This is a genomic window from Mesorhizobium sp. LSJC280B00, assembly GCF_000502835.1.
Lineage (GTDB): Bacteria > Pseudomonadota > Alphaproteobacteria > Rhizobiales > Rhizobiaceae > Mesorhizobium.
On sequence record NZ_AYVL01000032.1, the window covers coordinates 1 to 21,059 of the forward strand.

24 protein-coding genes and 1 pseudogene are annotated in these 21,059 nt (G+C 63.7%); 4 read left to right on the forward strand and 21 right to left on the reverse strand.

Annotated elements, in window-relative coordinates:
- From X773_RS0139410 to tesB, 4 genes are all read right to left on the reverse strand, one after another.
- The coding region (locus tag X773_RS0139410; protein ID WP_031212692.1) for a DNA translocase FtsK 4TM domain-containing protein at positions 1 to 789 on the reverse strand (789 nt) is incomplete at its 3' end.
- Between the two features lie 339 nt (positions 790 to 1,128).
- Entirely contained in the window at positions 1,129 to 2,451 is a 1,323-nt protein-coding gene (locus tag X773_RS68545; protein WP_031212694.1) for an ammonium transporter, read from the reverse strand.
- A gap of 49 nt (positions 2,452 to 2,500) precedes the next feature.
- Positions 2,501 to 2,839: a P-II family nitrogen regulator gene (locus X773_RS68550; RefSeq protein ID WP_023679755.1), complete on the reverse strand. Its 339-nt coding sequence runs from the start codon at positions 2,837 to 2,839 to the stop codon at positions 2,501 to 2,503.
- A 219-nt stretch (positions 2,840 to 3,058) separates the two neighbouring features.
- Positions 3,059 to 3,934 (reverse strand): acyl-CoA thioesterase II, encoded by an 876-nt coding sequence (gene tesB / locus X773_RS68555; RefSeq protein ID WP_031212697.1) that lies wholly within the window; start codon positions 3,932 to 3,934, stop codon positions 3,059 to 3,061.
- 101 nt (positions 3,935 to 4,035) lie between these two features.
- Here tesB and X773_RS68560 point away from each other — a divergent pair.
- Positions 4,036 to 5,345 (forward strand): annotated as a pseudogene (locus tag X773_RS68560) (ubiquinone biosynthesis hydroxylase).
- A 31-nt stretch (positions 5,346 to 5,376) separates the two neighbouring features.
- Here the strand turns inward: X773_RS68560 and X773_RS68565 are convergent.
- The 3 genes from X773_RS68565 to X773_RS68575 all read right to left on the reverse strand — a co-directional run bounded on the left by X773_RS68565 (position 5,377) and on the right by X773_RS68575 (position 6,626).
- The gene (locus X773_RS68565; RefSeq protein WP_023679758.1) at positions 5,377 to 5,883 is read right to left on the reverse strand and encodes a hypothetical protein; all 507 of its coding nucleotides are present in this window, start codon (positions 5,881 to 5,883) and stop codon (positions 5,377 to 5,379) included.
- A gap of 144 nt (positions 5,884 to 6,027) precedes the next feature.
- Entirely contained in the window at positions 6,028 to 6,384 is a 357-nt protein-coding gene (locus tag X773_RS68570) for a YciI family protein (protein ID WP_031212698.1), read from the reverse strand.
- A gap of 2 nt (positions 6,385 to 6,386) precedes the next feature.
- Positions 6,387 to 6,626, reverse strand: coding sequence for a hypothetical protein (locus X773_RS68575; protein ID WP_031212700.1), 240 nt, complete (start codon positions 6,624 to 6,626; stop codon positions 6,387 to 6,389).
- Between the two features lie 223 nt (positions 6,627 to 6,849).
- On the opposite strand from X773_RS68575, the gene X773_RS0139415 reads away from it, so the two are divergent.
- Positions 6,850 to 7,275, forward strand: coding sequence for an OsmC family protein (locus X773_RS0139415; protein ID WP_031212702.1), 426 nt, complete (start codon positions 6,850 to 6,852; stop codon positions 7,273 to 7,275).
- 296 nt (positions 7,276 to 7,571) lie between these two features.
- Here X773_RS0139415 and X773_RS68585 read toward each other — a convergent pair whose 3' ends face one another.
- From X773_RS68585 to X773_RS68610, 7 genes are all read right to left on the reverse strand, one after another.
- Positions 7,572 to 8,210, reverse strand: a complete 639-nt coding sequence (locus X773_RS68585) for a DUF480 domain-containing protein (protein WP_023679763.1) — start codon at positions 8,208 to 8,210, stop codon at positions 7,572 to 7,574.
- A 239-nt stretch (positions 8,211 to 8,449) separates the two neighbouring features.
- The gene (locus X773_RS68590) at positions 8,450 to 9,229 is read right to left on the reverse strand and encodes a succinate dehydrogenase iron-sulfur subunit (RefSeq protein WP_023679764.1); all 780 of its coding nucleotides are present in this window, start codon (positions 9,227 to 9,229) and stop codon (positions 8,450 to 8,452) included.
- A complete protein-coding gene (locus tag X773_RS68595) occupies positions 9,229 to 9,666 on the reverse strand; it encodes a DUF3052 family protein (RefSeq protein ID WP_031212704.1) in 438 nt (145 codons plus the stop codon). The genes X773_RS68590 and X773_RS68595 overlap by 1 nt, the downstream gene beginning before the upstream one ends.
- Positions 9,667 to 9,668: 2 nt before the next feature.
- Positions 9,669 to 11,507, reverse strand: coding sequence for a succinate dehydrogenase flavoprotein subunit (sdhA, locus tag X773_RS68600; RefSeq protein ID WP_023679766.1), 1,839 nt, complete (start codon positions 11,505 to 11,507; stop codon positions 9,669 to 9,671).
- A 4-nt stretch (positions 11,508 to 11,511) separates the two neighbouring features.
- Positions 11,512 to 11,907 (reverse strand): succinate dehydrogenase, hydrophobic membrane anchor protein, encoded by a 396-nt coding sequence (sdhD, locus tag X773_RS68605; protein ID WP_023679767.1) that lies wholly within the window; start codon positions 11,905 to 11,907, stop codon positions 11,512 to 11,514.
- Complete coding sequence (sdhC, locus tag X773_RS0139420) at positions 11,904 to 12,398, reverse strand: succinate dehydrogenase, cytochrome b556 subunit (RefSeq protein ID WP_023679768.1); 495 nt, start codon at positions 12,396 to 12,398, stop codon at positions 11,904 to 11,906. Before sdhC ends, sdhD begins: the two co-directional genes overlap by 4 nt.
- A gap of 242 nt (positions 12,399 to 12,640) precedes the next feature.
- Positions 12,641 to 13,021, reverse strand: coding sequence for a hypothetical protein (locus X773_RS68610; protein WP_031212707.1), 381 nt, complete (start codon positions 13,019 to 13,021; stop codon positions 12,641 to 12,643).
- 254 nt (positions 13,022 to 13,275) lie between these two features.
- Between X773_RS68610 and X773_RS68615 the strand changes: the two genes are divergently transcribed.
- A complete protein-coding gene (locus X773_RS68615; RefSeq protein WP_031212708.1) occupies positions 13,276 to 13,635 on the forward strand; it encodes a hypothetical protein in 360 nt (119 codons plus the stop codon).
- On the opposite strand, the gene X773_RS68620 is transcribed toward X773_RS68615, so the two are convergent.
- Positions 13,619 to 14,839 (reverse strand): GGDEF domain-containing protein, encoded by a 1,221-nt coding sequence (locus tag X773_RS68620; protein ID WP_023679771.1) that lies wholly within the window; start codon positions 14,837 to 14,839, stop codon positions 13,619 to 13,621. The genes X773_RS68615 and X773_RS68620 overlap by 17 nt on opposite strands.
- A gap of 77 nt (positions 14,840 to 14,916) precedes the next feature.
- Positions 14,917 to 16,113: a GGDEF domain-containing protein gene (locus X773_RS68625; protein ID WP_023679772.1), complete on the reverse strand. Its 1,197-nt coding sequence runs from the start codon at positions 16,111 to 16,113 to the stop codon at positions 14,917 to 14,919.
- 161 nt (positions 16,114 to 16,274) lie between these two features.
- On the opposite strand from X773_RS68625, the gene X773_RS68630 reads away from it, so the two are divergent.
- Positions 16,275 to 16,586 carry a hypothetical protein gene (locus X773_RS68630; protein ID WP_023679773.1) on the forward strand — a complete coding sequence of 104 codons (312 nt, stop codon included), beginning with the start codon at positions 16,275 to 16,277 and terminating at the stop codon, positions 16,584 to 16,586.
- 58 nt (positions 16,587 to 16,644) lie between these two features.
- On the opposite strand, the gene leuC is transcribed toward X773_RS68630, so the two are convergent.
- From leuC to X773_RS68650, 5 genes are all read right to left on the reverse strand, one after another.
- Complete coding sequence (gene leuC, locus X773_RS68635) at positions 16,645 to 18,054, reverse strand: 3-isopropylmalate dehydratase large subunit (RefSeq protein ID WP_023679774.1); 1,410 nt, start codon at positions 18,052 to 18,054, stop codon at positions 16,645 to 16,647.
- Between the two features lie 73 nt (positions 18,055 to 18,127).
- Positions 18,128 to 18,280 (reverse strand): hypothetical protein, encoded by a 153-nt coding sequence (locus X773_RS75395; RefSeq protein WP_198023639.1) that lies wholly within the window; start codon positions 18,278 to 18,280, stop codon positions 18,128 to 18,130.
- Positions 18,281 to 18,303: 23 nt separating this feature from the next.
- Positions 18,304 to 18,939, reverse strand: a complete 636-nt coding sequence (locus tag X773_RS68640; RefSeq protein WP_023679776.1) for a class I SAM-dependent methyltransferase — start codon at positions 18,937 to 18,939, stop codon at positions 18,304 to 18,306.
- A 52-nt stretch (positions 18,940 to 18,991) separates the two neighbouring features.
- Positions 18,992 to 19,807 carry an amino acid ABC transporter permease gene (locus X773_RS68645; protein WP_023679777.1) on the reverse strand — a complete coding sequence of 272 codons (816 nt, stop codon included), beginning with the start codon at positions 19,805 to 19,807 and terminating at the stop codon, positions 18,992 to 18,994.
- Between the two features lie 266 nt (positions 19,808 to 20,073).
- Positions 20,074 to 20,871: a transporter substrate-binding domain-containing protein gene (locus X773_RS68650; RefSeq protein WP_031212709.1), complete on the reverse strand. Its 798-nt coding sequence runs from the start codon at positions 20,869 to 20,871 to the stop codon at positions 20,074 to 20,076.
- Positions 20,872 to 21,059: the final 188 nt, after the last annotated feature.

Consider the following 21,059-nt stretch of genomic DNA (forward strand, 5'->3'; position numbering starts at 1 on the left):
GGCGCTGGGGCGCGGTTCCATCTCCGGCTCGAAATCGTCGCGCTCGCGCCGGCGCGCGGCGCGGCGGCGCAGATAGGCCCGCAGCGACAGCCACCAGTGGGTGATGGCGCCAAGCGCCAATATACCTTCGTCGCCCTCGTCCTCTTCATTGTCGAAAAGCAGGTCCTCCTGCGGATCGGGCACTGCAGGCTGTTCGAGGACGGCAAAGCCGTTCTTGCGCGAAATCAGCGCCGAGCCATACAAGAATACCCACAGCGCCGGCGCTGCCAGGAGCACGGCGAGCACGCTGGCGACGAGGCCGGTCGGATAGCCGCCGATGACCAGGCCCGGGATATTGAGCACCATGTCGCCGAAGACGCCGCCGAGGCCGGTCGGCAGCGGCCAGGTCTTGGGCGGCACCACGCAGCCGGCAATTGCCGCGCCAAGCAGCGAAAACCCGAACCAGGCCAGCGCCCGTTTCGGCAGCCGGTCGACGCCGCGCGCGGTAAACAGCAGAAATCCCCAGATCACCGCCGGCACCAGCGCCGCAACGGCGGCAAGTCCGAAGAACTGCATGGCAATGTCGGAAAAGACGGCGCCGGCATAACCCATTGCATTGGTGACGATATTGTCGGTGGCGTGCGAAAAGCTCGGATCGGCGACGTTCCAGGTGGCAAGGGCGGCGACGCCGAAACCAATCAGAGCAAACAGCCCGGCACCGACCAGCCGCCCGACCTGGCGCCTCGCGAACGACCGGATGCCGTGCTCCGTATCGGCTAGCGCAAGCGGTGCTGAAGCCCCTGAACGCATGCTCTTCCTCGTCTGTCGTTGCCCGGCCGGGCGCGGACGCGCAACACGGCAGATTCGGCTGTCAGACTAGCGGCGGGAAGGTTAAGGGCGCATTAACCATGGGCATTCTGCGTCACCGGAACGGGCGACCGCCACCACAGTTCGGAGCCGCTGCGGCCGATGTTTCACGCCACGGGCGGATCGAGCCCCTGATCAAGCGATTGTGATCAAGTCGTCACGGCCATCTGCGTACAAAAAAGAGGCCCGGAAGATTTCCGGGCCTCAAGGCGTGAGCCCTTTCGGGAGCATCACGACGGGATCTTTCTGGCACCGGCAAACGCCGGTGCCGGCCAAATACCCTTACGGCACCACTTCGCCGTGCTGGCTGATGTCGAGGCCTTCGACCTCTTCCGGGGTGGAAGGACGCAGGCCGACCAGCGCCTTGACGATATAGAGGATCACGAAGCTCGCGATCGCCGTCCACAGGATGGTGAAGACGATACCGTAGAGCTGCTTGCCGACAGAGGCACCCGAGCCGAGGCTGTTGATCGCCGGATCGGCGAGCACGCCGGTCAGCAATGCACCGATGATGCCGCCGATGCCGTGCACGCCGAATGCATCGAGCGAGTCGTCATAGCCGAACGCGTGCTTGAGCTTGACGGCCGAGACGTAGCAGAGCACGCCGGCGACGATGCCGACGATGAAGGCGCCGGTCGGATTGACGAAGCCGGAAGCCGGCGTCACCGCGACCAGGCCAGCGACGGCGCCCGAGATGATGCCGAGAACGCTCGGCTTCTTGGCGACGATCCATTCGGCGAACATCCAGGCGAGCGCCGCAGCAGCAGCGGCAACCTGGGTGTTCAGCATTGCGGCACCGGCAAGGCCGTCGGCGGCCAGTTCCGAGCCGGCGTTGAAGCCGAACCAGCCGACCCACAGCAGCGAAGCGCCGATGACGGAGTAGACGAGGTTGTGCGGCGCCATGTTGGTGGTGCCGTAGCCTTCACGTTTGCCGAGAACCAGCGCGCAGACCAGGCCGGCAACACCGGCATTGATGTGAACGACCGTGCCGCCGGCGAAATCGAGAACGCCGGCTGTGCCGAGGAAGCCGCCGCCCCACACCCAGTGCGCGATCGGGGCGTAGACCACCAGCAGCCACGCGCCCATGAAGATGAGCAGCGCCGAGAACTTCATGCGTTCGGCGAAGGCGCCGGCAATCAGCGCCGGCGTGATGATGGCGAAGGTCATCTGGAACATCGAGAAGACGAACTCAGGAATGTTCGCCACGCCCGGCAGCCACAGCGAGGACGTGGTGATGCCGTTGTGGAAGAACTTCGAGAAGCCGCCGAGATAGGCATTCATGCCGCCGCCATCCGAGAAGGCCAGCGAGTAGCCGAACATGAACCACAGCACCGTCACCAGGCAGGTGATGGCAAAGCTCTGCATGATGGTGGCGAGCACGTTCTTTTTGCGCACCATGCCCCCATAAAACAGCGCCAGGCCCGGTATGGTCATCATCAGCACCAGCGCCGTCGAGGTCAGCATCCAGGCTGTGTTGCCGGTGTCGAGCGCGGGCGCAGGGGCAGCCGGTGCCGCCGGTGCCGCTTCCTGCGCGAACGCAGCAACCGTGCCCAGTGCAGCGAGAGCGAGCGAGCCCAAAACGGCCGCGCGTCCCGTTATCTTCAAGGTGGAAGGAATATTCATTGAACTCTCCATTGGAATACGTATCCGCAGCTCAAAGCGCGTCGGTGTCTGTTTCGCCGGTGCGAATGCGCACCGCCTGGTCGATGCCGAAAACGAAGATCTTGCCGTCGCCGATCTGGCCGGTCTTGGCCGCCGCGGTGATGGCTTCGACGGCCTTGTCGACCATGTCGACAGCGACCGCGACTTCGATCTTGATCTTCGGCAGGAAGCTGACCGCGTATTCCGCCCCGCGATAGATTTCCGTGTGCCCCTTCTGACGTCCGTAGCCTTTTACTTCGGTGACGGTCAGGCCCTGGATGCCGACTGCGGTGAGCGCCTCGCGCACCTCGTCGAGCTTGAACGGCTTTATGATTGCCATCACGATCTTCATAAGGTTTCACCCTTTGCTGTTGCGGGTCCCCGCGTTTGCACGACTTCGCCGATCCCCATGAGAGCCGGAGAGTGCCCGCTAGGATTCAAGCTCCGTGCCAATTGCCGAAGCAGGGTGTTAAGCTGTTGTTAAACAACGAAATCGAGAAGGTCTGGCAGCTGCCTGTTCACAGGCGCGGCAGTGCATATGCTTAAAAAATAGGCAAATTTCGAAAAATGCCTACTCCGCAGGCGGCCGCTTCAGCCGGATGAGTCCTTCTTGGGCAACCGAGGCGATCAAGGTGCCGTCGCGGGCAAACAGCGAGCCGCGGGTAAAGCCACGCGATCCTTGCGTCGACGGGCTGTCTTGCGTGTACAGCATCCAGTCGTCGAGCGGATGGCTGCGGTGGAACCACATGGCGTGGTCGAGGCTGGCTGCCTGGATATCACGATCGAAAATGGCGCGGCCATGGGCAAAGGTCGAGGTGTCGAGCAGCGTCATATCCGAGAGGTAAGCGAGCACGGCCGCCTGCGTGGCGCGGTCGGCCGGCACCGGGCCGGTGGTGCGGATCCAGATGTTCTGCTTCGGCTCGAGCTTTTCCCGGCTGGTATAATGCTTCAGCATCACCGGCTTCATCTCGATCGGCCGGTCGCGCTCCCAATAGCGCTTGATGCCGTCGGGCACGGCTTCGCCGAACTTGCCCAGCAATTCGCGCTGCGACAGCAACGTGTCGGGCGCCGGCACGTCCTGCGGCATCGGCACCTGATGTTCCAGGCCGACCTCATCCTGCTGGAACGAGGCTTCCAGCGAAAAGATCGCCTGGCCGTGCTGGATCGCCACGACGCGGCGCGTGGTGAAGGAGCCGCCGTCACGGATGCGGTCGACCTCGTAGATGATAGGCACCTTGGTGTCGCCCGGCCGCATGAAATAGCCATGCAGCGAATGCACGTGGCGCTCGGGCTCGACCGTTCGCTGCGCGGCGACCAGCGCCTGGGCGATGGTCTGGCCGCCGAAGATGCGCTGCCAATCGAGCTTGGGGCTGCGACCACGATACAGGTTGTGTTCCAGCTGCTCGAGGTCGAGAATGCCGAGAAGCTCGTCCATGGCTGCCGTCATCTTGACCTCGCCGCAAAATTACCATGGCGGTTTCCGACAGGAACAGCGGGCAGTCAAGGGCGGAATGCCCGGCGACAGTCAGGCTGCGAAAGGAATTGCCCATGGTCGACAGCAAGAATTCGCTCGACGTTCTGGTCGCCGGCGCCGGTTATATCGGCTTGGCCGCCGCCGTGTCGCTGAAGCAGGCGCGGCCGAGCCTCGCCGTCGCCGTCGTAGATGCAGAACCCGCCGGGGTCTGGCAGNGAAGCAGGCGCGGCCGAGCCTCGCCGTCGCCGTCGTCGATGCAGCACCCGCCGGCGTCTGGCAGAAGGACGGCCGCGCCTCGGCGATTGCCGCCGCCGCGTGCCGCATGCTCGACCAGCTCGGCGTCTGGAACGAGATCGCGCCGGAGGCGCAGGCAATCACCGAAATGATTGTCACCGATTCGCGCACATCCGATCCGGTCCGCCCGGTGTTCCTCACCTTCGACGGCGAGGTCGCGCCCGGCGAACCCTTTGCGCATATGGTCGCCAACAAGGATTTGAACGGCGCCTTGCGCCGGCGCGCCGAACAACTCGGCATCGGCATCATCGAAGGCGTCGCCGTCAGCGCCTTCGACATCAACGGCGCCGGCATAACCGTGCATCTTGCCGACGGCGCGACGCTGAAGGCGCGGCTGCTGGTTGCCGCCGACGGCGTCAATTCGAAGCTGCGCGACATGGCCGGCATCAAGACGGTGAAATGGGAGTATGGCCAGTCCGGCATCGTCTGCACGGTGGCGCACGAGCGGCCGCACAACGGCCGCGCCGAAGAGCATTTCCTTCCCGCGGGCCCGTTTGCCACGCTGCCGCTCAAGCCGGGCAAGGACGGCACCAACCGCTCATCGATCGTCTGGGTCGAACGGTCGCAGGATGCCGAAAAGCTGGTCGCGGGCGACACCCTGGTCCTGGAATATGAACTCGAGCAGCGCTTTGGCCTCAAACTCGGCGAAATCCATATCGCCGACAAGCCCCGCGCCTGGCCTCTCGGGCTGACCATTGCGCGCGCCTTCGTCGCGCCGCGCATCGCCTTGGCCGGCGACGCCGCCCACGGCATCCACCCGATCGCCGGCCAGGGTCTCAATCTCGGCTTCAAGGACGTGGCGGCGCTGGCCGAAGTGGTGGTCGAGGCCGACCGGCTCGGCCAGGACATCGGCGCGCTCGACGTGCTCGAGCGCTACCAGCAATGGCGGCGTTTCGACACGGTGCAGATGGGCATCACCACCGATGTGCTGAACCGGATGTTTTCCAACGATTTCGGCCCGCTGCGCACTTTGCGCGACATCGGCCTCGGCCTTGTCGAACGCATGCCGCGGCTGAAGGAGTTCTTCATCCGCCAGGCGTCAGGCCTGTCCGGCGACACGCCGAAACTGTTGAAGGGCGAGGCGATTTAGGCTTGGCACGTGCGCGTTACTGGCCGTTCGGTCAGTTGACCTCGAAGCCCAGCTTCTGGCGCAGCCGCAGCATTCGCTGGTCGGAAATCTGCCGGCTTTGCCCGCCGGCTTCCGCCACACGGCCGACCATCTGCAGCAGATCGTTCCTTTCAGCCGCGTCGAGGCGTTTGTCGATGACGACCGTGGCGTCATCAATTTGCGAAGCCGCCCATTTGGCGTAGATCACCGCCTCATCGGTCTGCTTTTTATCGGCAATCTCCGAAATCACCGATCGAATGGCGGCTTCGCGTTGCGGCAGCATGGGACCATTCTCGGAAACGATGGCGGTGATCAGCGTCGCGGCCGCCACGACCGGATCGTCGATCGCCGTCAGCGGCGAGAGTGCCGCCTGCTTGCGCAGCTTCTTGCGGCGCACATTGCCCTGCACGCGGCCAACGACGTCGGCAACCTCACGCGCCGCGTCGTTCATGATCTTCAGCCGGTACCACCAGAAGCCCGCTGCTCCGAGCAGGCCGATTGCTGCAATCAATATATGCATGCCCCGAAATCCCCCAATCTCGGGCGACGATAGGAGAAGTATTGCTTCGCTTCAACACGCAAAAGTTGCGTCCGACGAAGAAAACGAAAGCCCATGCCAGTCGTTGGTCCCCGCCGCTCCGCGGAGGAACTTATCGAGACATCTCTATGACCCGGGCACCTTGTAGATCGCCCGCACCTCGATCGTGCCTATTTCGGCGAGCGGAATCTCGCCCGCGATCTCCAGCGCCTCGTCGAGGCTCTCGGCCTCGATCATGACGAAACCGAGCAACTGCTCCTTGGTTTCGGCGAAGGGGCCGTCGGTGACCAGCCGCTTGCCCTTGCGCCTGCGAATGGTTTTCGACGTTTTCACCGATTGCAGCGCCTGCGCGATGATTAGCATCCCGCGTTGGTCCAATGACCGGTCATGGGCCATCGAATCGGCGTCGAGCTTGGCCAGCCTCTCGGGCGTCATTGCGTAGAGATCTTTTTCTTCACCATAGACCAGGCAAACATACTTCATTTTTATCTCCATTCCTGGCTTGAAGCCGAAGACGAGGCTACGGAAATCTCCGCGGAGCCCTTGCCTGCCGCAGAATCGAGACCGGCCGCAGCATAGTCGAGAAGAGATACCGCAATCCCGATAATGGCAATCGCCGCAAGCAATCGGCCGAAGCCGGAAGGCTGCAGGCGCGACCAGTCGGCTTGTTGTTCACCGGCCCTGTAGCCGGTGCTTGTGCAGTGAGCAGAAAACAGGTTGTTCATGTGGTCCTCCATCCGGCCACCAAGTCCATGGCCGCCCGCAGGACGGCCGGGACAGATGGAAGTCGACATTTTTGCACGCGTATTTTTTTCGAATTTTTTTTCGCTCGACATGATGTGTCACGCTGCCGCCGATACGAAAGCGTGGGTGGCCTTCGCTCCGGCGCGCGCTATAGTCGACTGGATGCCGATCACGGGCTCAATCACGACAATCAAGGAGGAATTGATGGACCGCACCGCCAACGCCGTTTGGAAAGGCAGTTTCAAGGAAGGCAAAGGCACGCTCGATACACAGAGCGGGACGCTGAAGGGCACGCCCTATTCGGCCAAGATGCGTTTCGAGGACGAGAGCGGCAAATCCGGCACCAACCCGGAAGAGCTGATCGCCGCCGCCCATGCCGGCTGCTACGCCATGCAGCTTTCGCATTTTCTCGCCGAGAACGGCACTCCGGCCGCCGAACTCGACGCCAAGGCCGTGGTAACGCTGGTTCCCGGCACCGGCATCACCGGCAGCGCGATCACCCTGGTCGGCAAGGTACCGGGCATCGATGCCGCCAAGTTCAAGGAATTGGCCGAGAAGGCCAAGGCCGAATGCCCGGTCTCGAAAGCGCTCGGCGCCATCAAAGTATCGCTCGACGCTAGGCTCGGGTGAGGGAGCTTTTATGCCTGATAGATTCCAACTGGTGTTGGAGTCCATCAATTGTTGAAGTCGGCGCCGCCCCTCATTGCCCTGCCGGGCATTTCTCCCCGTAAGTGACGGGGAGAAAGAAGCTGGCCGCAGCTGCGGCACTCTTCTTGCAACGTTGATGATTGACGAAACCGTCGAAGAGCGTCCCTCTCCTCGTCCCTATACGGGAGAGGTCGCCGGCAGGCGGGGCAGCGCCAGCCAATCGAAAGTAGGCAACGAACACGTTACCTGAGGGGCCGTCCCCGACGTCTCGAAAATCCTTATCGCCCATCGCCGGACAGTGCGTCGAGACGGGCGCGCAATGCCGCGACCTCTTCCTCGAGGGCCTGCACGCGCGTCTCCAGATCCGACGCCGGCGAGGACGACTGCAGGGGCGCTGCGGCAGCCGACAGCTGCGGCGGCCCGCTGAGCAGATGGACATAGCGATCCTCGCGCTGGCCTGGGCCGCGATCGATCTGCTGCACCAGCGGTGGCCGGCGGCCGATCAGCAGATCGAGATTGCCGCGAAGCTCGTCGATCGACGGCAGCCGCGCCATGCGCTCGCTTCGCGCCAGCAATTCATAGGCCGTCTGCGGGCCGCGCAGCAGCAACAGGCCGAGCAGCGCGATCTGCGCCGAGGTCAGGGAAAAGCGCTGCGCCACCACATGCTCGTAGCGCTCGACGCGCGACGCGAACACCTGCCTGACTAGGCCCTTCTGCTCGAGCTGGCCAAGCGCTCTTCTGACCTCGCCAAGTTCGACCGACATCACCGGCTCGCGCGCCGTCTTCTGGTTGGCCGCCGCATGTGCCGCATTGAGCGTCAGCGGATAGACGTCCGGCGTCAGCTCCTTCTTCTCGATAAGGCAGCCGAGCACGCGGGCTTCGATGGGAGAGAGGATGGGAAGGTCGGAATCGGTCATAAGTTTGCTATCCTTTCGAACTCGGCGGGACAGCGCCCCCCTCTGTCCTGCCGGACATCTCCCCCTCTAGTGGGGAGATTGGCTGTCATCACCGCTTCGCCACTTTTCAAGGCTGCAGAAAGGGCGCTGTCCTCCAAGCTGCTAATCTCCCCCCTTGAGGGGGAGATGTCCGGCAGGACAGAGGGGGGCGCGAAGGATCGCTACGGACGAGACGATCTCGGCTGCAACCCGCCCGCCGCCTACACCCGTCGCTCCACCATCATCTTCTTGATCTCGGCGATCGCCTTGGCCGGGTTGAGCCCTTTGGGGCAAGTCTGGGCGCAGTTCATGATGGTGTGGCAGCGATAGAGCCGGAACGGGTCTTCGAGATTGTCGAGCCGCTCGCCCGTCGCCTCGTCCCTGGAATCGATCAGCCAGCGATAGGCCTGCAGCAGCGTCGCCGGGCCGAGATAGCGCTCGCCGTTCCACCAGTAGCTCGGGCAGGAGGTCGAGCAGCAGGCGCACAATATGCACTCGTAGAGCCCGTCGAGCTTTTCGCGGTCCTCATGGCTCTGCAGCCATTCCTTGGCCGGCTCGGGCGACACCGTCTTCAGCCACGGCTCGATCGAGGCGTGCTGGGCGTAGAAATTGGTGAGGTCGGGCACCAAATCCTTGACCACGGCCATATGCGGCAGCGGATAGACCTTGATCGCGCCGGAAATGTCGTCGCAGCCCTTGGTGCAGGCCAGCGTGTTCGACCCGTCGATGTTCATGGCGCACGAGCCGCAAATGCCTTCGCGGCAGGAGCGGCGCAGCGTCAGCGTCGGATCGATCTTGTTCTTGATCCAGAGCAGCGCGTCGAGCACCATCGGCCCGCAATCGTCCATGTCGACGAAATACGTATCCATGCGCGGGTTCTCGTCATCGTCCGGCGACCAGCGGTAGATGCGGTATTCGCGCAGGTTGGTCGCGCCCTCCGGCTTCGGCCAGGATTTTCCGGCCATGATCTTCGAGTTTTTCGGAAGCGTGAGTTCGACCATTACCTCAGGTCCTTTCGGATGACGAGCTTCAGCCCGGACCAGATCTCGTTCACGGCGGCGACCTTGACGTCGACGAGGTCGAGCTTCAGCGCCTCTGTGCGGATAACGTCCTCGGTGACGTCGGTCGGCACTTTCGATGCCTTCTTCGGCCATGACACCCAGACCATGCCGTCCCGCTTGATCGCCGCTTCGACGTCGCCAAGACGGTCCTCGATCTCGACACGCTGCCGGGTGAAAGCATGTACGGCATCGTATTTCTCATGAACGCCAGAGATCGCCGACCAATCAGCCAGCCGGTCGACGTGGGCAAACTCGACGGCGTCTGCCAGATCGTCGAGTTCGGGCGGCAAGGCGACGAAGGCGGCAATCATCCCGTCCTTCAGGCCGAGCTTGGCCGGAAGGGGCGTGCCGGAATATCCCGCAACCGCCAGCGCCATCATCAATACACCCTGGCCTTTGGCGCGATCTTGGCCGGGTTGATGCCGCCGTCTGCTTCCTTAAGCAGCGTTTCGGTGTGCACCGGCCGGTAGGTGAGCGCCACCTCGCCGGCCTCGTTGAGCCGAGCCAGCGTATGCTTGCGCCAGTTGGCGTCGTCGCGGGCCGAAAAGTCCTCCCGCGCGTGCGCGCCGCGGCTTTCCTTGCGCGCCTCGGCGCCGTAGACGGTGGTGATGGCGTTGGCCATCAGGTTTTCCAGCTCCAGCGTCTCGACCAGGTCGGAGTTCCAGATCATCGAGCGGTCGAACACCTTGACGTCGCCGAGTTCACCCCAGATCTGCGAAATGCGCCTGCAGCCGCTTTCCAGCGATTCCTGGGTGCGGAACACCGCCGCGTCCTCCTGCATCGCCTTCTGCATCTTTTCGCGCAAAACCGCTGTCGGCGTCGAGCCGTTGGCGTGACGCAGCCGGTCGAAGCGGTCCATTATCTTTTCGACGGCGGCCTCGTTGGGCGAAGGGATCGCCGATGTGCGGTCGATCACCTGGCCGGCCCGGATTGCCGCCGCACGGCCGAACACCACCAGGTCGATCAGCGAGTTGGAGCCCAGCCGGTTAGCACCGTGCACCGAGGCGCAGCCGGCTTCGCCGACCGCCATCAGCCCGGGCGACACCTGGTCCGGATTCGACGCCGTCGGGTTCAGCACCTCGCCCCAGTAATTGGTCGGCACGCCGCCCATATTGTAGTGGACCGTCGGCAGCACCGGGATCGGCTCCTTGGTCAGGTCGACGCCGGCAAAGATCTTTGCCGATTCCGAAATACCCGGAAGCCTCTCGTGCAGAACGGCCGGGTCGAGATGGTCGAGATGCAGGAAAATGTGATCCTTCTTCGGGCCGACGCCGCGGCCCTCGCGGATTTCCAGCGTCATGCAGCGCGAAACCACGTCGCGCGAAGCCAGATCCTTGGCTGACGGCGCGTAGCGCTCCATGAAGCGCTCGCCCTCGGAATTGACGAGATAGCCGCCCTCGCCGCGCGCGCCCTCGGTGATCAGGCAGCCGGCGCCGTATATGCCGGTCGGGTGGAACTGCACGAACTCCATATCCTGCAGCGGCAGGCCTGCGCGTGCGGCCATGCCGCCGCCATCGCCGGTGCAGGTATGCGCCGAGGTGGCCGAGAAATAGGCGCGGCCATAGCCGCCGGTCGCCAGCACCACCATCTTGGCCGAAAAGCGGTGGATGGTGCCGTCGTCGAGGTTCCAGGCGACGACGCCGGTGCAGGTGCCGTCCGGCTCCATGATCAGGTCGAGCGCGAAATACTCGATAAAGAACTGCGCATTGTGCTTCAGCGACTGGCCGTAGAGCGTGTGCAGCATGGCGTGGCCGGTGCGGTCGGCGGCCGCACAGGTGCGCTGCACCGGCGGCCCCTCGCCGAAATTCATCATCATGCCGCCGAACGGCCGCTGGTAGATTTTCCCGTCCTCGGTGCGGCTGAAGGGAACGCCGTAGTGCTCGAGCTCGTAGACCGCCGCCGGCGCTTCGCGCACCATGTATTCTTGAGCGTCGGTGTCGCCCAGCCAATCTGAGCCTTTGACGGTGTCGAAGAGATGCCACTGCCAGTTGTCGGGCCCCATATTGGCGAGCGAGGCGGCGATGCCGCCCTGCGCCGCAACCGTATGCGAGCGCGTCGGGAACACTTTGGTGATGCAGGCGGTGCGCAGGCCCTGCTCAGCCATGCCGAGCGCGGCGCGCAGGCCGGCGCCGCCGGCGCCGACGACCACGACGTCGAATTTGTGATCGACATAGCTATAGGCGGAAGCCGTGTTGGCGTTCTTCGCGTCCTTGGCCAAAAAATCAGCCTCCAAATGCCAGTTTAAGCAGGGCGAAGACCGAAGCGACGCCGACGACTACGGGAAAGAATGTGTTGAGGGCGAGCAGCGCCAGCCTGGTGCCTTCGCCATGCACATAGTCTTCGATGATCGCCTGCATGCCGAGCCGCATGTGGTAGAGCACCGACAACAGCACCAGCGCCAGCACCAGTGCAACGAACGGATTGGCAAGTGCGGCGCGCACCTCGAGATAGCTGGCGCCGTTGAGTGCGATCAGGAAGCCGACGAAGAACAGGACCAGCGGGATGTTGGAGATCGCCGTCAGCCGCTGGCGCCAGAAATGGCCGGTGCCCTCGCGGGCGGAACCGAGGCCGCGGACCTTGGCCAGCGGCGTGCGCATGTCGGGGTTCTTGCCGTTCATGTCAGGCTCCCCGCGCCATGTAGCCGGCAATCCAGATCAGCAGCGTCAGCGTGACCGAGCCGGCCAGCGTCGCCCAGGCGATCCTCGATGCCGTATGCTTTTCCAGCCCNCAGCGTCAGCGTGACCGAGCCGGCCAGCGTCGCCCAGGCGATCCTCGATGCCGTATGCTTTTCCAGCCCTGCCCCAGTGTCCCAGATAAGATGGCGCACACCGCCCAGCATGTGGTGCATCAGCGCCCAGCTGTAGCCGAACAGCACCAGCCGTCCCAGCCACGAGCCGAAGGCCCAGTTGACGGCATTGAAGGTCGCCTCCGAGCTCGCCGCCGCCATCAGCCACAGCGCGACCAGCAGCGTGCCGAAATAGAGCGCCCCGCCGGTGATGCGGTGGACGATCGACATCGTCATGGTGATCGGCGGCCGATAGACGGTCAGATGCGGCGAAAGCGGCCGTTCACGTCTGGCAAATTCGCGGGTGGCTGGTGATTTGCTCATGGCTCCCCCAGTTCGGCGTCTCTGGAGCCTCAGGTGGGAATGCGGCATTACCGCTTCCGGTTGCGACTTCGGACAGCCGGTTTCTAATGCTCTTTTTGCACCGCGTCAAAGCCGGAAAACCGTTTCGAAAACGTAATTTAGTCTGATGAAAGCGAGGCTTTCAGCTTCAATCGATTAGGGCTGTCGCCTTGCGCCGGCACAATGTCGCCGCACTGCAAAATATGGCTGGCGCAAGGGGCGGATCAGCGCTTGCAGGCCAGCGGTGATGCACCGCCCTTCATCACCAGCGCCTCACGCCCATCGATCACGATTGCGTCATGCGCCTCGCCGTAACGGCTGGTCTGATTGGCCGGTGACGCCGGCAGCTCGGCGCTGGCGCCGTTCTGGCCGAGGACGCGCACCGACGTGCCGAGATTCTCGATGGTTATCACGCTACCGTCGGCGCAGTTGTAAGTAGCTGTGCGCGGCTGCGGTGCCGTCGGTTCGCTAGCGGCGGGAGCAAGCGACACGGAAGCGGCGGCCGTGTTGCCGAGCTTGGGCGCGCTGGTCTGCGGCGCGCAGGCGGCGGCAGCCAGCAGCGGCGGAATGGCCAGCGCCATCCGAAACGTGCGGCGTAATCTCATTTGCTGCTTTCCCCCCGCGTATCGAGCCCGCCGCGATGCTCCGGCAAGCCACCGGATTTCATGCTTTTCGAGTCGCGCCCGATGCTGGGGATGGTGGGAACAAGGCATGGCCGAATGATGGCCGGTGGGCGATCGAGTATTAACCATATTTTCCGAGACCTCGCCCCTGCTGCGGTTGCCCTCTTAACAAAGGTTAATAAAAGGTTAATTTCTGATTCGAGGAGGCTTGCCTCTCAGCAATGGAGCAGCACGCCATGCATTCGAATTCAGCAGGATCGCGCCTTCCCTGGTTCCTAGTGGCGGCGCTCGCCGTCGGCGTCGTCGCACCGGCATTCGCCGGGACGCGCCATCATGACCGCGTCTATGCCGATTCCTTCGGCAATCTCGTCATCGACAGCGCCGCCGGCTACAAGCGTATCCTCGTTGGCGAGGGCAAGCTGGCCAAGGAATTGTCCGACTACACCAGCGCCGGCCAGCCCGACGTGATCTACGAAAACGAATCGGACGATGTCCGCGGCGGCGACTGCTATAGGCCGCCGGTTTTCGTCAAGGGCCGCAGCTATATGTACGGCCTCTCCGACGGCGAAATGCCGGAGCTCAGCCCCTGCCGCTGACGGCCACGCCGCCCTTGGTTGACGGCGCCGGCAGGGCAACAGCCGGCCCCGCCGAGACACGCACGCAATCGCGACCGCTGCCCTTCGCCTGATAGAGCGCTTTGTCGGCGCGCCGCAGCAGGTCGGAAAAGCTTTCGCCCGGACCAAGCTCGGCAATGCCGAAGCTGGCGCTGCAGCGGTGATCCGCGGGCAGGCAGTCGATCGGCGTGGCACCGAAGGCGCTACGCGTGCCCTCGGCAAAGAGCCGGGCGGCGGCTAGATTGGTCCCCGGCAGGAAAATAGCGAATTCCTCGCCGCCGATGCGGCCGGCGACATGATGGTCGGCCGCGGCATCGCGGAGAAACCCGGCAAAGGTCTCGATGACCCGATCGCCCGACGCGTGGCCGTAAGTATCGTTGATGCGCTTGAAATGGTCGAGATCGGCAATGACCAGTGCCGCTGGAACGGCGCGCCGCATGGCGTCACGCAGCGCGATCTCGGCATGGCGCTCGAAGCCGCCACGGTTGAGCAGCCGCGAAAGCGTGTCGGTTTCCGATTTCGACGTCGCCTCGGCGAGCACGTCGCGGACCAGGATAGCCAATGTCACCAGCGCAAGCGCCAGGCCGAACACGGTGCCGACCGACTGCGACACCAACGCATAGCTGGTCTGCGCATAAGATTGCGGATTGGCGCCCCAGCCACCAAGCGCATGGGCGATGAAGGGTTTGCTGGCGAACTGCAAGGTGCTGGCCGCTAGGACAGCCATCAGCATATAGTCGAGCCGCTCGCGTCTTTGCCTGGACGACAAGACGATCGCCAGCCCGGTGAACTGCATAGCCGCATAGGGAAGCTGGTAGGCCGCCATTCGCACAAAGGATTGGCGTGGCAGGTCCTGCACGAAGTGGACCGCGAGGGTGGCGAAGACCAGGAAGAACAGCATCGGCGGCCAAGGCGGCGAAACGCGGTATTTATGGGCAAGCCCGCCATTGAAGGCGACGGTAGCGCCAAGGAAGGCGGCAAAGGCGGCGACAACCACGGGGCGCGCATTGTCGAAGGCAGGAATGCTGAACTCGATCGCAAAATAAGCCGTGCCGAGCACATAGCCGAACGCCAGCCAGCGTGCCGACACCCGGCCGGCGTCATAGACCGCGATCGTCATGAAGGCCGCCGCCAGCAGCCCGGCAACGAACAGGTTGATCAGCAGGATGAAATTAGCGCTGCCCATGGCGTTTTGGCACTTCCCCCCGAACAGCAAATCACCAACGCGCGAAAAAGACGTTAATTCGAAGCCGCCGCTGACGCTCAGCCAGCACTGGTCCGATTGGGAAGGACGACCGTTTCAGGCCGCGGATAGGACAGGCATACGCTGTCGCGGCCACTCCTTTTGGCTTTGTAGAGCGCTTCGTCGGCGCGGCGCATCAGCGGGTCCAGCCCTTCGTCGCTGGTGCGGGCGGCCACCCCGAAGCTCGCGGTCACTCTCGTGTCGGGCGGAAGTCCGTCGATTCTGCCCGCCGAATAGACCGTGCGAATGGCTTCGGCAAACAGTCTTGCCGCGCCAAGGTCGCTGAGCGGCAACAGCACGGCGAACTCTTCGCCGCCGATACGGCCGGCAACGCCGCGCGTACCTGCAGCCGACAGAAGCTTGGCAGCGAAGTCGGCGATGACGCGATCGCCGGCCGCGTGGCCATGCTGATCGTTGAGCGCCTTGAAATGATCGAGATCGGCAAGCACCAGCGCAACCGGCAATTGCGCCGTGGCACAGTGCTGCAGGACAAGCATGGCGCGCTCCTCGAAGCCGCGGCGGTTGAGCAGGCCCGACAGCGGGTCTGTCAGGGTTTCGGTCTTCAGGGCCTTCATCACATCGAGCGCGGCGGCGCCGAACAGGCAAAGCGCAATAAGCAGCGACAGCAATGCATGCGATAGCAGAGCCGTCGTCCAGTAGGACGAGGAGTAAAGCCCTTCATAGCTGGTGAACGGCCCATGCGCGATGACGACGGCAAGCGTCCGCGCCAGGAAGTTCAGGCCGGAAAGCAGCGACAGCACGAACAGGATCATTTCTGTCGGGCCGTTGTTGCGCACCACGCGCAACTCGGCGGCGACAACCAGGCTGATGCCGCCGAAGCTGAAATTGATGGCAAGGATGCGCCAGGTGAGATCCGGCCGGGCAAAAAGAAACCACGAAAACGCGGCCAGGCCGCCGCAGGCCAGAATGCCGACCGCCGGGTAAGGCACGCGCCGCCCATAGCGCGCAATGACCGCGCCGGCGAGACAGCAGGTGGCGAAGGTGAAGCACAGGATCGAGATGAGCTTGGTCGGTGCCATGCCGACCGGCAGCGTGAAATACTGGAGCAGGAAGCCTGCGGCCGAGGCCGAGTAGCCCGCCGCCAGCACGCCCAGATAGGGACGGTGGCGCTGATAGAACCACAGCACGAGAAATGCCGCGCCGAGTGTGAGGGCGATGCCTGGATTGAGCAGCGCTATGAGCAGGCCGGTGTCCAAGCGCTGTAATTTCCCCTCGCTTCCCCTTGGAGGACCTTAGAGCGGAAGCCCAAACAAGCGGTTAAGCGAAAGCGAATATACGACAGGTGCGTCGACAAAGCCGCTGGGCGGAACCGCGAACGGCGAGCGGCGTTTCACGACGGCAACCAGGAGACGCTCCGATGGCCGACACGATCATGCTGACCGATCACGATGCAATTCGCTCATGGGCCGCGGCACGCGCCGGCTTTCCGGCGATCGTCGACGTGTCGCCCGAAGCCGGAACGCAGCCCATGCTGAGGCTGGTCTTCGGCCAGCATGCCTACCAGGACCAGGATGAGGCCGAACGCCCGGTCAATGCCGGCGGCTACGAACTGGTCGAATGGGACGAATGGTTCAAACTCTTCGACGAGCGCCAACTGGCGCTGGTCGTCGCAAAGGACCAACCCGGCCGCCGTGAGGGATTCCACGAATTCGTCAGGCGGCCCGACTGAAGAATGCCCGAACCGCATTGCGGCTCGGGCTCCTCATATCCGACTGCGCGCGCCTGCCCTATTTCCACTCGCGGATGTCGACGAAATGGCCGGCGATCGCCGCCGCCGCGGCCATTGCCGGCGACACCAGATGCGTCCGGCCCTTGAAGCCTTGGCGCCCCTCGAAATTGCGATTCGAGGTCGAGGCGCAGCGCTCATGCGGCTTCAGCCGGTCGTCGTTCATGGCAAGGCACATCGAGCAGCCCGGCTCACGCCAGTCAAAGCCGGCGGCGACAAAGATCTTGTCGAGGCCTTCGGCCTCTGCCTGTTCCTTGACCAGGCCGGAGCCCGGCACGATCATCGCACTGACCCGCGGATTGACCTTCTTGCCCTCGATCACCTTGGCTGCGGCGCGCAGATCCTCGATGCGGCCATTGGTGCAGGAGCCGATGAAGACGCGATCGAGTTCGATATCGGTGATCTTGGTGCCCGGCTTCAGGCCCATATAGTCGAGTGCGCGCTGCTTGGAGGTGCGCTTGTTCTCATCAGTGATGTCGTCCGGGTTCGGCACGATGCCTTGCACCGAGACCACGTCCTCGGGCGAGGAGCCCCAGGAGACGATCGGCGGCAGCTTTGCCGCGTCGAGCACGACCACCTTGTCGAAATGCGCGCCTTCGTCGGACTGCAGCGTCTTCCAGTAGGCGAGCGCGGCGTCCCAGGCTTCGCCCTTGGGGGCGCGCGGCTTGTCCTTGACATAGGCGAAGGTGGTCTCGTCGGGCGCGATCAGGCCGGCGCGGGCGCCGGCTTCGATCGACATGTTGCAGATCGTCATGCGGCCTTCCATCGACAGCGCACGGATTGCCTCGCCGGCATATTCGATGACATAGCCGGTGCCGCCGGCCGTGCCGATCTCGCCGATAATGGCGAGGATGATGTCCTTGGCGGTGACGCCTTCCGGCAGTGCGCCGTCGACGCGCACCAGCATGTTCTTGGCCTTGCGCTGGATCAGCGTCTGCGTCGCCAGCACATGCTCGACTTCAGAGGTGCCGATGCCATGCGCCAGCGCCCCGAACGCGCCATGCGTCGAGGTGTGGCTGTCGCCGCAGACGATGGTCATGCCGGGCAGCGTAAAGCCTTGCTCCGGCCCGATGATGTGGACGATGCCCTGGCGGATATCCTTCTCGGAATAATATTCGACGCCGAAATCCTTGGCGTTTTTGGCCAGCGCTTCGACCTGGATGCGGCTTTCCTCGTTCTTGATGCCGAACTTTCGCTCCGGCGAAGTCGACACATTGTGGTCGACCACGGCCAGCGTCTTTTCCGGATGCCGAACCTTGCGGCCGGTTATGCGCAGGCCTTCGAAAGCCTGCGGGCTGGTGACTTCGTGGACCAGATGGCGGTCGATATAGAGCAGGCAGGTGCCGTCGTCCTGGCGGTCGACAACATGGTCGTCGAAAATCTTGTCGTAGAGGGTGCGCGGTGCGCTCATTTGCGTAAATCCGTCGATTTAAAAAGGGAAAACGACGCCGGTCGGACCGGCGAAACAGCCTGGCGAGTCTGCCCTAGCTAAGTCGGCTGGTCAGCGCCCCGCAGACGCGCGCGGAAAATCGCGACGGCAGGCGTTTCCTGTCCTGCAGCACGAAACCTTTATAGGCCGGATCGCCAAAAAGCTCTTCCATGGCGCTGCTCATATCAATGTTTTGGCTTTTCAGCAATCGCGTCTGCCTTCGCAGGCGCTTCACAGCACCTCGAACACGAAGGTCTTCACCAGCGCGTCGGGCTCGGCGATTGCGTAGCAGCGGAACCACGGGCTCTCCTCGACCGGCTGCCATTTTTTCGCCTGCTCCAGTTCGCCAAACACGGCTTGAAACCCGCCGCTTTCAAACACCTGGTCGCGAACCGTGAAGATGGCGTGGCCGCCCGTCCTGGTGATGCGTACCAGTTCATGCAGGCCCGACGCCGGTGCGTGGCTGATGGTGAACACGCCGGTCGAGAAAAAGGCGCGGAAATACCCGTCCGCCCAAGGCAATGGCCCGCCGAGCATCGCCTGTTTCAGCTCGCTGTAGGCCTGCCGGCTGCCGGCGATTTTCAGCATGTCCTGCGACAGGTCGAGCCCGGCAATATCGTGGTAGCCGAGTGCCTTCAGGGACGGCCCCGACAGGCCGGTGCCGCAACCGGCGTCGAGCAGCGGCCCTTCGCCCGCCGGCACATGGCGCGCCACCCAGGCGGTGATCAGGAACGGCAGGAGATAGCCGAGCGCCGCGGTTTCGCCGTCATAGGTCGCGGCCCATTGCGCATAGGCCTTGGCGAGCGTCTCAGGCGTGTCGGCCGTATAGACCGCTTCCAGCGCCGCATTGGCCTTGTCGATGATCATGGGTCCTCCCCGGTCGCGTCCGCTCGATGGTAGCGCCGTTTTCGCCTGCCTTCTATTCCCCATGCTGGTGGCGGAGCCGCTTCTCCAGCGCCCGCAAGGCCAACGACAGGCCGACGGTCAGGATGAGATAGATATAGGCGACGATCGAATAGGTTTCGAAGAAGCGGAACGAGCCGGCGGCGTAGATCTTGCCCATCTGGGTGATGTCGGCGACGCCGAGCACCGAGACCAGCGAGGAATCCTTGACCATGGCGACGAAATCATTGCCGAGCGGCGGCAGGATGGTGCGGATCGCCTGCGGAAAGATGACCAGCCGGAAGCGCTGGGTGCGCGTCAGCCCGAGCGCCTTGGCCGCCTCGATCTGCCCCTTCTCGACCGCCTGGATACCGGCGCGGAACACCTCCGAGATGAAGGCGGAATAGCCGATGGTCAGCGCCATGACGGCGCGCCAAAGCAACGACACGTCGCGTACCAGCAGCTCACCGAAGAGGCCGGCGCTTTGCAGCGGCGCCGTCAGCGCGTTCCATGCCGCGACGAAGGCCGGCGCCCCGGCAAAGGCGATCCAGAACAACAGCACCAGCATCGGCACGCCGCGGATGATCTCGACGTAGAAGCGGCCGATCTGGCTGAGCCAGCGTGAGCCCGACAGGCCCATCAGCGCGACGCCGAGGCCGATCGCGCAAGCCAGCGCGAAGGCGACCACCGTGACGAAGATGGTGACGCCGATGCCCTTGGCGACGGTTGCGAAGACCTGGGCATAGAGGTCGCTGGCAGCGATGAAGATGGCGGCGGCCAAGGCGATCGCCACGGCCACGGCAAGCCACCACGGGAAGTCGGATTTGGCTGAGGCGAGAGGCGCCGACGGCATCAAGCGGTACCGATAACAGAGTCACGAAGGCAGCGTTCTGTCACACCCCCCTCTGGCCTGCCGGCCATCTCCCCCTCAAGGGGGGAGATCGGCAGCTTTGACCTCGCGGCCCGTTCTGCAACACTGAAAATTGGCGAAAGCCGATGCGAAATCCGATCTCCCCCCTTGAGGGGGAGATGTCCGGCAGGACAGAGGGGGGTGTACAAGCGCAGAGTCAGCACGATTTCCCGCGCACAATCGTCATGAAATGCGCGCAACAAGCGGGCCTACTGCCCCATCTTGTAGTCGAGGAACCACTTCTTGTTGAGCGCGTCGAGCGTACCGTCGGCCTTGAGCGCGGCGATTGCCGCGTTGACCGGCTTCACCAGGTCGGAGCCCTTGGGGAAGATGAAACCGAAATCCTCGGTGCCGAGTGGGCCGCCGATCAGCTTAAGCCCGCCATTGGACGCATCGACATAGCCCTTGCCGGCAGTGCCGTCGGTGAGCACGACGTCGACGTCGCCGGCCTTCAGTGCCTGCACCGTCGCGCCGAACGTCTCGAACAGCTTGATGCGCGGGTTCTGCTCGTTGCCGTCGAGCACGCTGTAGACGGCGGTGTAGAAGGGCGTGGTGCCGGCCTGCGCGCCGATCAGCCCGTCCTTGAAGGCGGCGAACGTCTTTGCATCGGTGAAGCGCTTCTCGTCGCCGCGCACCAGCATGAACTGTTCCGAGCGCATATACGGATCGGAGAAATCGACCTTCTGCTTGCGGTCGTCCTTGATGGTGATGCCGGTCATGCCGATGTTGTACTGGTTGTCGGAAACCGCCTGGATCATCGCGTCCCAAGAGGTATTCTGGTACTCGACCTTGAAATTCAGCCGTTTGGCGATCTCGTTCATCGCGTCATATTCCCAACCGATCTGCTTGCCGGTCTTGGCATCGATGAACTGCAGCGGCGGATAGGCGTTTTCGGTCACCACCACCACCTTCTTGCCGCCGAGGTCGGGCAGCGCCTGCGCCAGAGCCGCGACCGGCACGAGAAGGCAAGCCAGCAGGCCGGCCAGCAGCAGTTTCGAATTGATCATGACTATGCTCCCCAGGAACTGAACCGCCTCGATCGACCGAGGCATGCAGGAAATCCGGCGCCGACTTTAGCTTTCCGCAGGCGCCTTGCAAGCCGCTCTGATGCGCCGCTCGGCACGAAAATGAATTCCAATGCTTTCAACGGCGGCAATTACAGAACGATCCGTATCGATTGCGGACCGGCAAAATC

Bases quoted from the DNA above. Each gene is read 5' to 3' on its own strand.
- X773_RS68550 (WP_023679755.1), bottom strand. From the start codon at position 2,839: ATGAAGATCGTGATGGCAATCATAAAGCCGTTCAAGCTCGACGAGGTG.
- X773_RS68575 (WP_031212700.1), bottom strand. From the start codon at position 6,626: ATGAACAACCTGTTTTCTGCTCACTGCACAAGCACCGGCTACAGGGCC.
- sdhD (WP_023679767.1), bottom strand. From the start codon at position 11,907: ATGAACGGCAAGAACCCCGACATGCGCACGCCGCTGGCCAAGGTCCGC.
- X773_RS68620 (WP_023679771.1), bottom strand. From the start codon at position 14,839: ATGGGCAGCGCTAATTTCATCCTGCTGATCAACCTGTTCGTTGCCGGG.
- X773_RS68590 (WP_023679764.1), bottom strand. From the start codon at position 9,229: ATGGTCGAACTCACGCTTCCGAAAAACTCGAAGATCATGGCCGGAAAA.
- tesB (WP_031212697.1), bottom strand. From the start codon at position 3,934: ATGACGGCAGCCATGGACGAGCTTCTCGGCATTCTCGACCTCGAGCAG.
- X773_RS68610 (WP_031212707.1), bottom strand. From the start codon at position 13,021: ATGAGATTACGCCGCACGTTTCGGATGGCGCTGGCCATTCCGCCGCTG.
- leuC (WP_023679774.1), bottom strand. From the start codon at position 18,054: ATGAGCGCACCGCGCACCCTCTACGACAAGATTTTCGACGACCATGTT.
- X773_RS68615 (WP_031212708.1), top strand. From the start codon at position 13,276: ATGCATTCGAATTCAGCAGGATCGCGCCTTCCCTGGTTCCTAGTGGCG.
- X773_RS68595 (WP_031212704.1), bottom strand. From the start codon at position 9,666: ATGGCGCTGGCGGTTGCGGGATATTCCGGCACGCCCCTTCCGGCCAAG.
- X773_RS68645 (WP_023679777.1), bottom strand. From the start codon at position 19,807: ATGCCGTCGGCGCCTCTCGCCTCAGCCAAATCCGACTTCCCGTGGTGG.
- X773_RS68570 (WP_031212698.1), bottom strand. From the start codon at position 6,384: ATGAAGTATGTTTGCCTGGTCTATGGTGAAGAAAAAGATCTCTACGCA.
- X773_RS68565 (WP_023679758.1), bottom strand. From the start codon at position 5,883: ATGCATATATTGATTGCAGCAATCGGCCTGCTCGGAGCAGCGGGCTTC.
- X773_RS68585 (WP_023679763.1), bottom strand. From the start codon at position 8,210: ATGACCGATTCCGACCTTCCCATCCTCTCTCCCATCGAAGCCCGCGTG.
- X773_RS68650 (WP_031212709.1), bottom strand. From the start codon at position 20,871: ATGATCAATTCGAAACTGCTGCTGGCCGGCCTGCTGGCTTGCCTTCTC.
- X773_RS68630 (WP_023679773.1), top strand. From the start codon at position 16,275: ATGGCCGACACGATCATGCTGACCGATCACGATGCAATTCGCTCATGG.
- X773_RS0139415 (WP_031212702.1), top strand. From the start codon at position 6,850: ATGGACCGCACCGCCAACGCCGTTTGGAAAGGCAGTTTCAAGGAAGGC.
- X773_RS68640 (WP_023679776.1), bottom strand. From the start codon at position 18,939: ATGATCATCGACAAGGCCAATGCGGCGCTGGAAGCGGTCTATACGGCC.